A 14,214-nucleotide genomic window follows, 5' to 3' on the forward strand; every position below is an offset into this window, starting at 1 on the left:
ATGTTTTTACGATAACTATTTATAAGCGATGCTTTTATAGACGATACGCCTTCTTTATTGCTTCGGTTTTTATAGTGTCTTTGTCAGGCCTCGCTGCGGTTTTTATCCCATTTTTTAGTGCGTGCTTTCTCGCGCGCGTTTTTTATAAGCTGGGTAATCTTTAACGAAACCGTTTAAGGCAGCTAAACCATCTAGGCCGTTTTTATCTCACAAGTTTTGTTAGACTCCGCCAATCTAAATCAAATCTGTGTTACGTAACAGGTATCCTTTGTTATGGTTTTGACCAGATAAGCTTGTCTTAGTCAGCACTTAATGGCTCAAGCGACTCCGCAACCTTATTGATAACGTTGTACTTTATTGTCATGATGCGTGCATTATTCAAGGCAAAAAGCCGCTAGAGACGCACTTGGTAACAAAAAACAAAAGTCTCGGCAACCAAACGGCGAATGTCTTATACTAGGGGCCTTAATTTAGAGGGCTTGATTTGTAGGCGAGTGCCCTGATAGATCAACTGTGATATTGATGTATGGATAATCTATTTTAAAATAAGTTAAGTATAGACCTACTGGTCGTCATTTTTTAGAGTGAATCGACTATATCAGCAATGATAAACCTGTGAGGCAAGTATGAATAGCGTAGAAAAACGGGCAATCCTCGGGGTCGGCGGCATCTTTGCCCTGCGTATGATTGGCCTGTTTATGATTGTGCCTGTGTTTTCGGTGTATGGCGACAATTATGCGCATGCTACGCCGTTTTTGATTGGTTTGGCGGTCGGGGTTTATGGGCTGGGTCAGGCGATTTTTCAAATACCGATGAGCCTTGCTGCTGACAAGTTTCCGCGTAAGCCGATTATCTTTTTGGGTCTGATATTGTTTGCTCTGGGCGGTATGATTGCAGCCAACGCCACCGATATTTATGAAGTAATCATCGGTCGGGCGCTGGCAGGAAGCGGTGCGGTGTCGGCGGTATTGATGGCGCTACTCGCTGATGTCACGCGCGAGGAGATGCGTACCAAAGCGATGGCGACGATGGGCTTGACCATTGCCACCTCTATTATGTTGGCCTTTGCCTTTGGCCCTTTGTTGGTGGGGTCGCTTGGTATGTCAGGCTTGTTTTGGCTGACATCGGGTTTTGCGGTATTGGCAATGATGCTACTGTTTGTGGTGCCGACGCCGCTACGAGTGCTCAAACATAACTTGGACAACAAATCTATCGGTCAGCAGTTGGCCAGCGTGCTAAAAATTGGCGATTTAAACCGTCTGCATATCAGTATCTTTGCCTTACATTTGACCATGACGGCGATATTTGTCCTTTTGCCGCATCAGCTCTTTGAGGTGCTGGGTTTGTCGGTTCGTCAGCAGGGCTTGGTATATTTGCCACTGTTGTTTATTGGCTTTGCGGTAGCGATACCCTTTATTATTGTCGCAGAAAAAAAGCGCAAAATGCGTCAGGTGTTTTTGGGTGCGATCGGCCTGATGACCGCGGCACTGGCATTACTGGCGCTGGGTAGCCATGTGGGCGTTGGGATTATTTTGGGTTTACTCTTATACTTTATGGGCTTTAACTTGCTTGAGGCGACGATACCGTCTTGGATATCCAAGCGTGCACCCGTCGCCAATAAAGCCACAGCGATGGGACTAAACTCATCCAGTCAGTTTTTTGGTGCATTTGTCGGCGGGGCGCTGGGCGGCTTATTATTGACGCAGCCAAATTTGCTGGCATGGGGCGTACTGGCGCTGATTATGGGCACGGCGCTATTACTGATATTTCCGATCGCCCAGCCGCCGTATCTATCAAGTACCACCATTACCATTCCTAAAAACATCAATATCCAAGACTGGTCGCGGCAAATGCTAGCGGTAGATGGCGTAGATGAGCTGGTGGTCATGGCAAAAGAGCAGGTGGCCTATCTTAAGCTGGACAAAACCCAGCTCACCGACGACTCGCGACAAGCACTGTCGCATCTGGCACAAAGCCCACTAGATATTTAAATAAAAATTGGTTAAAGTAAAATCAAATTACTGTAAAATCGTATTGTCGATAGCATTAACGATGATGGGGCATATTGGCTTCATTGAATCATCATAGATACGATTCACTAAATTATTCATAAATAAAAGGACGGTATCATGCGCGGAGTTAATAAAGTTATCATCATCGGTAACCTTGGAGCAGACCCTGAGGCACGTCAGTTTAATAACGGTGGTAGCGTGACCAATATCTCGGTTGCGACATCAGAGCAGTGGACAGACAAACAAAGCGGCGAAAAAAGAGAAGCGACCGAATGGCATCGTATCTCACTCTTTAATCGTCTAGGCGAGATTGCAGCGCAGTATCTTCGTAAAGGCAGTAAGGTCTATATCGAAGGCAGTTTGCGCACGCGCAAATACCAAGACCAAAATGGTCAAGATCGCTATATCACCGAGATTCGCGCTGAGCAAATGCAGATGCTCGATGGCGCAAGCGGTGGCGGTCAAAGTCAAGGCGGGAGCTATGGTAGTCAAGGCGGCCAAAACAGCTTTGGTCAGCAAGGCGGCTACAACCAAGCAGGCGGCGTAGCAGCTCAAGGCATGGCGCAGGGCGGTAATCAAGGGGGTTATAACAATCAAAATGCTTATAACAACCAAAGCAATCCTCAGCAAAATCCATTCAATCAGCCAGCGCAAAACGCCTCTCAGCCTAAGCCAACAGCGATGCCTGATGGTCCAGTCGATGATGATATTCCGTTCTGAGGAATACATAATTAAGTAATGTTGATTAAGTTAGATAGAGCCTATGTGAATAGGCTCTTTTTTTATATCCGTTTTTATTATTGAATTTTTTTATTTTAATAAAAACAAAGTTTGTTCGTTATTAAATGCGATTGTTTATAAAATTAAGAAGTAAAGGGGAGTAATAGCAGATTAAAAATTTACTTAAGTTTACTGTCTGCTGAGTCTATACAAAAACGTATAAAAAACTACTGTTGTGATAAGCGATGTTTTTGTTTATATTACTTTTACGGATAATTTTTATGACCCAAAACCTTTTTTGGTTTGAGTATGGCGATATTGAGCTATTTTAAATCAGATGACATTTAATGGGTTTATAATCTTAACGCCGTTATCATATGATTAAATGATAACTCAGATACTGAGTCAGTTACGTCCTTAATGGTTCATTGGGTCATTAAGATTGTTATTTTATTATAGAGTTGGATTTATTATGACTAAAAATAGTGCTATTGATTTGGATAGTTTAGGCGTTGATGAGCTACGTGCCATTACCGAAAACGCTCAGCAACTTATCGCTAAAAAACAACATCAGCGTTTATATGACGCTTATATGCAGTTCGAAAAAATTGCAGAAGACAGCAATACCACCATCGAAGAGATTTTAAAAGCTGGTGAGAGGCTGGAGAAAAAACGCAGTATTAAATACCGCAATACCGACAACAGCGAAGAGACGTGGACGGGCCGTGGCCGCAAGCCTACCTGGTTGGTAGAGGCGTTGGCCGCAGGTCGCAAACTTGAAGACTTTGCTATTTAATTAGCACAGCCAGCGTCTGGTTGCTGAGCCAAGCATCAGATAAAAGCCAGTATCTTTTTTGCCAGTCTTTTGGTAAAAAGATACTGGCTTTTTTTCTGTCATCTGTATGCCATTGTTTGTTATGATAATGACGTTTTTGTCTTATATAAGAGTTATCACACTGTGCCCCAAGTATCTGCGTCGTCTCATAAGCGTCCCCGTAAGCTGTGGTGGCTCGTTGGGCTGGTGCTCTTTGCGCTATTTGCGGTACTGCAAATGCCTGCCGCATGGGTGTTCAACAAGTATGCGCCAGATACGCCTTATGTGCAGCACGTATCGGGCAATCTCTGGCAAGGGTCTGCTATTTGGCAGATGCCTGTGGCAGCAAGCTCGCTTACGGGGACAGCCGACTGGTCATGGCAGCCATGGCAGTTGCTACTCGGTAAGCTCGGCGCCAAGGTTGAGATTCAATCAGAACAAACCCGCCTGCATGGACAAGTGAAAATAGGCTGGCACTCGTGGCAGGTAGATCATATGAGTGGCAAAATTGCTCCGTCCACCCTTGCCAGTATCATCGATTGGCAACTGCCCAATACACCAATTCAGGTCAATAATGTCTCGCTCAAACGTCAGACAGCTAGCGGTACCGCCGATGAGTCAGCGACCAGTGCCAAGGCAGCAGGCTTTAGCCAAGCAGATGGTCAGCTTACGTGGGTGGGCGGCGAGGTTGGCTACCCAAGTGGCGGTAAGGTATTTTATATCACCATGCCTGCGCTGCGTGCTGAGCTGAGCGCTGAGCAAAAAAACAACAAAAACCTTTTGCATATCAATCTACTAAACCAACAAGACAAGCGCTTGGGTGACTTATATATCGATGGCGATAATATGCTAGATGTCAGTTTGACCCAACGTCTGCTAGAAAATATGCCCGACTATAAAGGACAAGCGCCGCAAGACACGGCAGTCGTCAGTGTGCGTCAGCCGTTATTGGCTGGTTTGGGGGCGCAGTAAATGCTGAATATGAGCGCAAATCTCAAGCCTGTACTCAATATCCTAAATCGTTTTTCGGGTTGGTTGCTGTTTTTGGCCATGGTATGGCTGTGCTGGACAGCGGCGCGGCTATTTTGGCTCTTGCTGGCGGCACCACTCGCACCAGCCTTGCCCTTAGCGCCATTACAAAGCAGCACGGCTTCAGGCAATGACAACGCAGGTTTGTTTGCGATCTTCGCTGACCCCGAGCCGAGTGCAGCGCCTGTACAGCCGCCACCAAACGTCGAGTTAAAAGGGGTGCTGCTCGCTATGCCAGAGAGCCAGTCGTCGGCATTGCTCGATGTCAATGGTGAGGTAAAAAACTATCGTATCGGTGATACGCTGACAGGTAGCGACTATGCATTGGTGGCCGTCGATTGGAATGCTGTCGTCATCGCTGATGCCTTTGACAAGCAAACTGTGATTAGAATGGTTGAGGCGATGGCGCTGGATCAAAGCGATAACATAGCAGGCGCGGTGAGCAATCAGCGTTTGCCAGATAATACGATGTTGCCCACCGCGCCGCCGCCAGCTGATATAGACAATGAGGCGGCCATGGTAGGCCACGGCGATCGTGATAGTAGTCCGCAATCAGCCATCGCCGAGGCGGTCACCGAGCTGCAAGAAAACCCCGCCAGCTATCTGAGTAGAATGGGGGTGATGGCGTCAGGAGAGAGCTATCAAGTGACGGCGGCGATGCCAGCGCAACTGCGTAATCGCTTGGGTCTTGAGCCAGGGGATAAGGTCATCACGGTCAATGGACAAAGTGTGGGCAACAATCCTGCCCAAGACGCGGGCATATTGCAGCAAGTCCAGCAAACTGGCGAGGCGCAGATACAAGTACAGCGCGGCGAGCAAGTGATCACCATTCGTCAGCAGTTTTGATGCCATTTAACAGGTTGCGGCAAGGTGCGACTTTGTATTTATCGCATTTATAGTAAGTCCATCACCAGATGGATGAGGCGTTCGCTCAGTTGTAGCGTTGTGTTTGAGTCTTCACGTACACATAGTGGTTTTAAATGCTGGCTAGGTAGGTTTTGACCTAGAGCCAGTACATATTTAGCAACATCACTGCAGGTAATTATCAATATGGTCAGTTCTCACAAATTTTCAGTCACGCCTTTGCAGCGTATTATGCAGCGTCTGATGCGTATGTGCCGTCCTTTATGTCTGGCGATACCGCTGTGGGCTGCCAGTACAGGGCTTGCGAGTGCTGAGAGCTGGAAGGTCAACTTACAAGACGCTGATATCAAGGCGTTTATCAATGAAGTGGCGACCATCACCAATCAAAACTTCGTCCTCGACCCGCGTATCAATGGCAATGTGACGGTGATTTCAAACAAAGCATTATCACGTGATGAGATTTACCAGCTGTTTTTGAGTGTGATGCAGGTCAATGGCATTGCCGCGATTGATTCTGGTACGACGGTCAAGCTGGTGCCTGATAATGTCGCCAAGCAATCTGGCGTTGCCGTCGATTTGCGCGGAGATAGTGTCGGTGAGTCCTTGGCCACACGCGTGATTTATCTGACCAATACTCAGGCGGCAGAAGTATTGGGCGTCATTCGGCCCCTGATGCCGCAGTCTGCCCATGCTGCTGCGGTACCTGGTGTCAATGCGCTGGTGTTGTCTGATCGCGCCGATAGCCTCAATCAGCTGACGGCGCTCATCCGCGATTTGGACAGCAATGTCAATGATAGCTTACGCGTGATACCGTTACGCCATGTCGATTCTGAGCGTATGATGGAGCTGATCAGCGCATTGGTCTCTAGTGCAGGCAGCGGGCAAGCACAAGGCGGTAGTAATCAGCTGAAGGTGATTGCTGATAGTGCCAGCGATAGGCTGTTGGTCAAAGGTAGCCCTGAGATGATCGCCAAAGTACAAGAGATGGTCAATCAGTTAGATACCACGCCTAGCAGGCGTCTTAGCGGCTTACGGGTCTTTCGTCTGAAGTATGCCAGTGCCAGTCATATTGCAGAGATGCTACGCGGACTGCTGGCCAATCAGTCGATCAATAGTGCAGGGGCGACCTCTACTTTGGAATCTGCCTCACTAAACGACGCCAGTAGTGCAGGGGCAGGACTGAGCAGTGCTGCCAACGATACCGGTACGAATAGTACGGCTGCATCGGCGTTGTCTTCTGCAGGCGCTGGTACTGGCAGCGCCAGTGCAAATGGTCGACCCTTTAGTATCATCGCTGATGAAACCCAAAACGCCGTCATCGTCAACGCCGCCCCTGAGCTGATGTTTGAGATCGAAGATGCCGTCAACCAGCTAGACAGTCGCCGCGCGCAAGTGTTGATTCAGGCAGCGATCGTCGAAGTCTCAGGCGATGATGCCACCCAGCTTGGCGTACAGTGGGCGCTGGGCAATGCCAATAGCGGCTACGGCGTGGTCAACTTCAATAACGTAGGCGCTAGTGCCACCTCGCTTGCCGCCGCCGCTTTAGCAGGTGGGTCGAGTATCAGCGCCGCTGCTGGCTCGATAGCAGGCGCGTTGGTCGGTATCGGTGATAGCAGCAAAGACAGCCAAGGCAACACTCAGTTTTATGGCGCAATCTTACAAGCGCTTGACTCGACGACCAGTGCCAATTTGCTGTCGATGCCTTCTATCTTGACGTTGGACAACGAAAAAGCCAGTATCTTGGTCGGGCAAAACGTACCCTTTGTCACAGGTTCTTATACGACTAGTGGTAACTCCTCGACCAACCCTTTTCAGACCATTGATCGTCAGGACATCGGTATCAATCTCAATGTCATTCCGCATATCGGTGATAATGGCACGGTACGCCTTGAGGTTTCACAAGAGGTTTCATCGGTGGTGCCTGGCAGTACTGGCAACGCGAGCGGACTGATTACCAATAAAAGCCTGATTAATACCACGATTTTGGCAGACGATCAGCAGACCATCGCCTTAGGTGGCCTGATGCGTGACAACACCACCACCCGCCAACAAAAAGTCCCAGGGCTAGGCAATGTTCCTGTGATTGGTCGGTTGTTTCGCTCAGACAACGACAGCACTCAAAAAAGCAACCTAATCATATTTTTGCAGCCCACCATCTTACGTGATGGCGGTGCGGTCGCCAGTGTCACTGAGCGTAAATACAATCAGATGCGCGTGCTACAGCTGGTCATTGATAAAAACGGCACAATCAAACAGTTGCCCCTGAGCGGTACAGAAGGCTGGAATGGCAATGTCAGCGCCGACTATGAGCTGATGCCGCTTAATCCTCTCGTACCCAAGCGCGATCAGACCTCAACTGCTGCGCCGCAAGGCTTTACAAAAGTAGACAGCCCAAGCAGCGGTATCACCACCTATCCGTTAAAGCGCTGATGGCTGATAGTGGCTGGTTTTTAATTCACCAATTTTTTAATTCACCAATTTTTTAATTCACTATCAACAATCCGGCATAAAGCCAAGGCGCTTATGGGGCCGGATCATGATGTAATCACGTACATGACATCGTACATTAGCTTGCGCATTCATAACACAGATACACATAGCACACTTGATATCGCCGTATAATAATGGGCAATGAGAGATTGCTGGTATCAATTGCCAAAAAACTAGGCAAGTATCAAGAGTAGCTACCATGTCAGAGTATCAAAATGACCAAGCATAAAGACCATAAACAGACAACAAAAAAATGGCTGGCCTTGGGGCTAGCCGCGGCGGCTTTGTTACTGATTCCTCGGCGTAGTAGCCGACAGTCTGCCACGAGCTGCCATGAGGGCTGCGTAGGCCACTCATGACACGCCCTAATCAAGCGGCGATGCAAAAAACCAAGGTAAAGATAGCTGCCAGAGACCCAATGCGTACCGTGGAGTGACGATTATGACTGCTAGTGATTCATCAACCCTTAGCCATGACCATGAGAGGATATCTACTATCTACCCGCTCATCGATACGCACACACACTTTGATGCGCCTGTATTTGATCATGACCGCACAGCCCTTGCGCAACAAGCCTATGAGCGAGGGGTGCATCATTTGGTACTGGTGGGGTATTTGGCGCGTCATTTCGAGCGTATGTATGAGACCAAGCACGCACTCACGGCGACTGATGCATTTCAAGACAAAGACTGGGACAATCGTGACCACCCGCCGATGCCTGTCACGCATATTGCGTTAGGTTTGCATCCTTTTTATATTGAGCAGCATACTGACCAGCACTTGGCGGATATGGCTCAGATATTGGGGCAAAAGCGTCCTATTGCTATTGGTGAGATTGGACTAGATACGTTTACAGATGCCATGAAAGTCCCTGCCGTGTTTGCCAAGCAGCAGCAGTTTTTTTGCGCACAGCTAGACATGGCAGTGGCGCATCAGTTGCCTGTGATGCTGCATATCCGTAAGGCACATGCAGAGGCACTGGCTATTTTAAAAGCGCACGATTACGACGCGCAGCAGCTCGGTGGTATCGCCCATAGCTTTAGTGGCGGCGAGCAAGAAGCCAAGGCTTTTGTCAAACTCGGTTTTAAGCTGGGAGTGACGGGGCAAGTCACCAATCCCAATGCCAAAAAACTGCGCCGCGCGATTAGTGCGGCGGTAAACGCGCATGGCATCAGCTGCTTGGTGTTAGAGACGGATTGTCCTGATATGACACCCATCATGTGTCAGACGGCAGGCGACAGCGCATCGGCATTAGGCCAGTCTCCAGATGATGAGTGGGGCGCGCCGTCTACTGCGGAATGTGCTCATAATAGGAATGTACCGGCCAACTTGCCATGGGTGCTGTCGAGTCTCAGTGAGCTGCTCGAAATACCCATCGACGAGCTTGCCAAACAATTATGGCAAAACAGCAATGATGCTTTACAAACGCGTTGGCCTTATCCCGTATAATGGGGGTAGAAAATCAAGCATCCTGTAGACAAGTCATTTCAATTTAAAAGAGCGTTGAATCTGTGATAAGTGATACAAAAAGTTTTGAGCAAATAAATGAAGCGATGAGCAACGCACCTTTGGCGGTGCAAGTGGCCGAAGATGGGCAGTATGAGCGCCGCTTTCAGGGCACCAAGACGCTTTATGGCGCAGCAGCGGCAGACACCTTTGCCGCCACTCACGCCTATGTCATCGGGGTCGGCGGCGTCGGCTCTTGGGCGGCAGAGGCGCTGGCTCGAACCGCGGTCGGCACCATTACCTTGATAGATTTGGACGTGTTGGTCGCCTCCAATGTCAACCGTCAATTGCCGGCACTAGACAGCACCTTTGGTCAAAGTAAAATTGCAGCGATGGCCACACGCCTGCAGGAGATCAATCCAAAAATCACCGTAAACTTGGTCGATGATTTTTTGACAGTAGAGAATGTCGCAGCGTTATTGCCCAGTCGCGATACGGCCAAAACAGCCGCCCAGCAGGGCAAACCGATGGTGGTGCTCGACTGTGTGGACGATATGAATGCCAAACTGGCCATCGCGTTGCATTGCCGTTTTAACAAATTAAAACTGGTCTGTGCTGGGGGCGCTGGTGGTAAGATAGATCCAAGCCAAATTCGAGTGAGTGACTTGCGTGAGAGCTATCAAGACCCGCTACTGGCCAAGCTACGCAACAAGCTCCGGCACGAAAAAGGCATCAACCGCGAGCTAAAAGATAAGTTTGGTATCAAATGTGTTTACTCTACAGAGCCGCCACGGGTAGATAAAAGCTGTCAAACAGGAGGCTTGCATTGTGGTGGTTATGGCTCAGCCGTCGTCGTCACCTCAGTGGTGGCCATGGTCATGGTGAGCGAAGCGTTACAGTTATTGATAAAGCAGACCGCGTAATGCCAACCGTCTGAGATTATTAAATGGAGTCCATCTTGTCTACAACCAACTTGCCAACGCTCAGCTATCCGATCGCAGTCGATGAAGCTGCGCGCATCAACAAGCTAAGAAAGTATCAAGTGCTCAATGACAATGATGAGCCTGCATTTAAGCGTTTGGTAGAGCTTGCCAAGTCTTTTTTTGGCATGCCGATTGTCACCATCACCTTTATGGACGAGGAGACGCAATATCTCAAGTCTGCTCATGGCTTAGGTGAGGTATGCCGAACCTCACGTGAAGTGGCAATCTGTAATTATACAGTGCTCTCCAATGATGTTTTTGTGGTGGCGGACTTATCAAAAGACAGCCGCTTTAGCCAAAACCCTTTGATTACCGAGTCACCGCATTTACGGTTTTATGCAGGGGCGCCCATTGTCTTACACGAGGATCATAAAAGCTTTCGCTTGGGCTCTTTGTGCCTGATGGATACCAAACCGCACGACGACTTTGATGAGTCGCAAGCCAAAGTACTGGCGCAATTTGCCATGATCGCAGCAGATGCGTTACAGCTACAAGACAAGCAGCGCGATGCCAAGCATGCCAATGAGATGAAGTCGGATTTTTTGGCCAATATGAGCCACGAGATACGGACACCGATGAATGGCATCATCGGTATGGTGGAGATGCTAAGCGAGACGGAGCTTAGTGACGAGCAACAAGAATACGTGGACAATATCAAGGTGTCCAATGAGCATTTGATGGCGATTATCAATGGGATTTTGGACTTATCAAAAGTTGAGTCTGGCAAAATGACCATTGACTCCATTCCGCTCAACCTCTCCACGTTATGCAACGAGGTGGTGAGCCTCTTTGCGATAAAGGCACGTCAGCGCGGGCTGATGTTAGATTATCACTATACTGAATCGCTCTCGCCTTATGTACAAGGCGACCCGATACGGCTCAAACAAATCATCGCCAATCTGGTCAATAATGCCATCAAGTTTACCCGTGAAGGGGGTCGGGTGAGTATCGCGGTCAAGCACGTGCCCAACTGCCACTGTGCCGACGACACCGACCACCCTGACCATATTGCCGATGATACGGCGGTGTCTGCTGACTATATGACCGTATGTATCGAGGTGACCGACACGGGCGTGGGCATCAAGCCTGAGTCGTTAGAGGCGATATTTGATGCCTATGATCAAGCGGATAAGTCGACGCACCGGCTTTATGGCGGTACAGGACTTGGGCTGTCTGTTTGTAAGTCGTTGGTAGACTTGATGGGCGGTGAAATCAATGTCGACAGCGAAGTGGGCGTTGGCACGACGTTTAGTGTCCTGCTACCGCTGCCAACCATCGATGCTGCCAAATATGAAACTTGGCAGGACTCCAATGAGCTCATCACAGATGAGCCAAGTCATGAGCGGGCAGGTCATATCTTGCTGGTCGAAGACGATGCGGTAAACGCCATTATTGCCAAAAAAACCTTGACCAACAGTGGGCATGTCGTCACCCACGTCACGGATGGACAGCAAGCGCTTGAGATATTTGCCGTATCGCCTGATAGCTATGATCTAATTTTGATGGATCATCATATGCCGATTTTGGACGGGGTACAGGCCACCATCAAGCTACACGAGCTCTATGATCCGCAGTCTTTGCCGCCGATCATCGCTTTGACGGCCAACGCGATGGACGGCGAGCGTGAAAAATACCTCAAGGTTGGGATGCAGGATTATTGCACCAAACCCTTTAAACAAGAGCAGCTCAATGCGCTGGTGCAGTATTGGCTGATTCAGCAATCATCCAATCAAGAATAGCGGGGCAATAAAAAAGCTTAATCTTTATGATAAAGGTTAAGCTTTTTTTGTACTCAGTAATAATCAGTAAACAGTAAGTGTCGACTAGTTGACACGGGTCTGGTAGTCGCCAGTACGGGTATCCACACGGACCACTTCGCCCTGCTGGACAAATAATGGTACACGTACAACCGCGCCAGTCTCTAGCGTGGCAGGTTTGCCGCCGCCGCCTGAGGTGTCGCCGCGTACGCCAGGATCAGTCTCTGTGATTTGCAATTCGACAAAGTTTGGCGGCGTGACAGACAAAGGTACACCATTAAACAAAGTAATGACACAAAGCTCGTTACTGTTGTCTTTTAGCCATTTTGGCGCATCACCAACAGCCGCTTTGTCAGCTTGCAGCTGCTCAAAGGTTTCTGGATGCATAAAGTGCCAAAACTCACCGTCGTTGTATAGATAGTTCATTTCAGTGTCTAGTACGTCAGCGGCTTCCAAGCTTTCGCCTGATTTAAATGTTTGTTCAAGCACTTTGCCACTACGAAGGTTACGCAGTTTGACGCGGTTAAAGGCTTGACCTTTACCCGGTTTGACAAATTCGTTTTCGAGAATGGCACAAGGATTGCCATCCAGCATGACTTTTAGACCTGCTTTAAATTCATTGGTAGAAAAACTTGCCACAAGAGACTCCTAAGGGTTTGTAGGTAGGGGGTATCACTATGCTATGTGCTGGTGGTTGCAGGGCTTATTGCGCCAAAGCTTATACCATCACTTGTGTCTGTCGCACTTAGCAAAATAGGCTAGGCGGGATACTTTGATAGGGTAGACACTAAGGGCGTATAATAGCGGCTTTTGGGCACAGGTAATAGGCTGTCATGATAAACCATTTAATCACACAAAAAAACTGGCAAACGCAATTATCCGAAGCCATTACATCCGTGGATGAATTGCTTAGCATCCTAAAGCTTGAGACGCTACGCACAGAGGTCTATGTGCCGAAACACTTTGCGCTGCGAGTGCCGCGTGCTTTTGTTGCAAAAATGAAAGTCGGCGACCCCGATGACCCGCTGCTCAAACAAGTCTTGCCCGATCAGCAAGAGCAAATCAAGGTCACAGGCTACGTGGCGGACCCACTAGCGGAAAACGACCAAAACCCTATCAAAGGTCTGCTGCACAAATACCAATCAAGAGTGCTGCTGACCATCACGGGGGCTTGTGCGATTCATTGCCGCTACTGCTTTCGCCAGCACTTTGATTATAGTGCCAACATGCCCACCGCCGATGCCAAAGCACATATCATTGACTATATCACAGCGCACCCTGAAATCAATGAGGTTATCTTAAGTGGCGGTGATCCCCTAAATGTGACCAATAGGCGGCTGTTTGCATGGCTGGACACGCTTGAAGCTATCCCGCAGCTGACCACCATTCGTCTGCATACGCGCTTACCGCTTGTGATTCCTGCGCGTTTGGATGCGCCGCTATTAGATAGGCTGGCCCAAAGCCGCTGTCAAATTGTGATGGTCATCCACTGTAATCATGCCAATGAAATTGACACGCTGACGGCGGAGTATCTACAGCGTGCAAGAGCCGCTGGCATTACGTTACTCAACCAAGCGGTGTTGTTAAAAGGCATCAATGATAGTGTGGTGATACAGACACAGCTCAGTCAGCGCCTGTTTGCTGCAGGCGTGCTGCCGTATTATTTACACGTTTTGGATAAAGTGGCAGGCGCGGCCCATTTTGATAGTGATGAGCACAGCGCTGTGAGGCTATACTGGTCGCTGCTGGCGGCTTTGCCGGGGTATCTGGTACCCAAACTGGTCAGAGAATTACCGAATAAACCCTTTAAAGTGCCGGTTAACATTTACCATGATGCTTAATATACAAAATATGCTATATTAAAAATTAGTAAACAAAGAATGACTAATAAAGAGTGGGCGAGCTGCTGACTACCAAACAAGCAATATCAATAGTGACGCTTGGTAAAGGATTTATCCAGCGTGCGGGTAAGGATGGTATTAAAGTATAGTCATGCGAAGTAAAATCGATACGCTGATATTAACGTGCAACTGGTATCAGCTTTTCTTGCTTGCCTGTCTGACAAAACGGCTTCGCGGCCAAACTATTTGATATCACGA

General features: G+C 48.6%; 11 protein-coding genes. 10 read left to right on the forward strand and 1 reads right to left on the reverse strand.

Annotated features, from left to right (window positions below; all coding sequences use genetic code 11):
- Positions 1 to 626 precede the first annotated feature (626 nt).
- From AADH33_RS02755 to AADH33_RS02795, 9 genes are all read left to right on the forward strand, one after another.
- Positions 627 to 1,991, forward strand: a complete 1,365-nt coding sequence (locus tag AADH33_RS02755) for an MFS transporter (RefSeq protein ID WP_348549483.1) — start codon at positions 627 to 629, stop codon at positions 1,989 to 1,991.
- A gap of 138 nt (positions 1,992 to 2,129) precedes the next feature.
- Positions 2,130 to 2,732 carry a single-stranded DNA-binding protein gene (ssb, locus tag AADH33_RS02760; protein WP_348549484.1) on the forward strand — a complete coding sequence of 201 codons (603 nt, stop codon included), beginning with the start codon at positions 2,130 to 2,132 and terminating at the stop codon, positions 2,730 to 2,732.
- 472 nt (positions 2,733 to 3,204) lie between these two features.
- Positions 3,205 to 3,528, forward strand: a complete 324-nt coding sequence (locus AADH33_RS02765) for an H-NS histone family protein (protein ID WP_348549485.1) — start codon at positions 3,205 to 3,207, stop codon at positions 3,526 to 3,528.
- Positions 3,529 to 3,690: 162 nt separating this feature from the next.
- On the forward strand, positions 3,691 to 4,518 hold the full coding sequence (gene gspN, locus AADH33_RS02770) for a type II secretion system protein N (protein WP_348549486.1): 828 nt from the start codon (positions 3,691 to 3,693) through the stop codon (positions 4,516 to 4,518).
- A gap of 9 nt (positions 4,519 to 4,527) precedes the next feature.
- Positions 4,528 to 5,421 carry a type II secretion system protein N gene (locus AADH33_RS02775; RefSeq protein WP_348549487.1) on the forward strand — a complete coding sequence of 298 codons (894 nt, stop codon included), beginning with the start codon at positions 4,528 to 4,530 and terminating at the stop codon, positions 5,419 to 5,421.
- Positions 5,422 to 5,625: 204 nt separating this feature from the next.
- Positions 5,626 to 7,869, forward strand: a complete 2,244-nt coding sequence (gspD, locus tag AADH33_RS02780) for a type II secretion system secretin GspD (RefSeq protein WP_348549488.1) — start codon at positions 5,626 to 5,628, stop codon at positions 7,867 to 7,869.
- A 501-nt stretch (positions 7,870 to 8,370) separates the two neighbouring features.
- A complete protein-coding gene (locus AADH33_RS02785) occupies positions 8,371 to 9,378 on the forward strand; it encodes a TatD family hydrolase (protein WP_348549489.1) in 1,008 nt (335 codons plus the stop codon).
- A gap of 104 nt (positions 9,379 to 9,482) precedes the next feature.
- A complete protein-coding gene (locus AADH33_RS02790) occupies positions 9,483 to 10,298 on the forward strand; it encodes a tRNA threonylcarbamoyladenosine dehydratase (protein WP_348549490.1) in 816 nt (271 codons plus the stop codon).
- A gap of 35 nt (positions 10,299 to 10,333) precedes the next feature.
- Entirely contained in the window at positions 10,334 to 12,097 is a 1,764-nt protein-coding gene (locus AADH33_RS02795) for a GAF domain-containing hybrid sensor histidine kinase/response regulator (RefSeq protein WP_348549491.1), read from the forward strand.
- An 84-nt stretch (positions 12,098 to 12,181) separates the two neighbouring features.
- Here AADH33_RS02795 and efp read toward each other — a convergent pair whose 3' ends face one another.
- Complete coding sequence (gene efp / locus AADH33_RS02800; protein ID WP_075100517.1) at positions 12,182 to 12,754, reverse strand: elongation factor P; 573 nt, start codon at positions 12,752 to 12,754, stop codon at positions 12,182 to 12,184.
- Positions 12,755 to 12,948: 194 nt separating this feature from the next.
- On the opposite strand from efp, the gene epmB reads away from it, so the two are divergent.
- Positions 12,949 to 13,956 (forward strand): EF-P beta-lysylation protein EpmB, encoded by a 1,008-nt coding sequence (gene epmB / locus AADH33_RS02805; RefSeq protein ID WP_348549492.1) that lies wholly within the window; start codon positions 12,949 to 12,951, stop codon positions 13,954 to 13,956.
- Positions 13,957 to 14,214: the final 258 nt, after the last annotated feature.

It is taken from the genome of Psychrobacter sp. KFRI-CH2-11 (assembly GCF_038239325.1).
In the GTDB taxonomy this organism is placed as follows: domain Bacteria; phylum Pseudomonadota; class Gammaproteobacteria; order Pseudomonadales; family Moraxellaceae; genus Psychrobacter; species Psychrobacter celer.

Excerpts from the sequence above, each read along its gene's own strand:
- AADH33_RS02755 (WP_348549483.1), top strand. The coding sequence starts at position 627 with ATGAATAGCGTAGAAAAACGGGCAATCCTCGGGGTCGGCGGCATCTTT.
- ssb (WP_348549484.1), top strand. The coding sequence starts at position 2,130 with ATGCGCGGAGTTAATAAAGTTATCATCATCGGTAACCTTGGAGCAGAC.
- AADH33_RS02765 (WP_348549485.1), top strand. The coding sequence starts at position 3,205 with ATGACTAAAAATAGTGCTATTGATTTGGATAGTTTAGGCGTTGATGAG.
- AADH33_RS02775 (WP_348549487.1), top strand. The coding sequence starts at position 4,528 with ATGAGCGCAAATCTCAAGCCTGTACTCAATATCCTAAATCGTTTTTCG.
- gspD (WP_348549488.1), top strand. The coding sequence starts at position 5,626 with ATGGTCAGTTCTCACAAATTTTCAGTCACGCCTTTGCAGCGTATTATG.
- AADH33_RS02785 (WP_348549489.1), top strand. The coding sequence starts at position 8,371 with ATGACTGCTAGTGATTCATCAACCCTTAGCCATGACCATGAGAGGATA.
- AADH33_RS02790 (WP_348549490.1), top strand. The coding sequence starts at position 9,483 with ATGAGCAACGCACCTTTGGCGGTGCAAGTGGCCGAAGATGGGCAGTAT.
- epmB (WP_348549492.1), top strand. The coding sequence starts at position 12,949 with ATGATAAACCATTTAATCACACAAAAAAACTGGCAAACGCAATTATCC.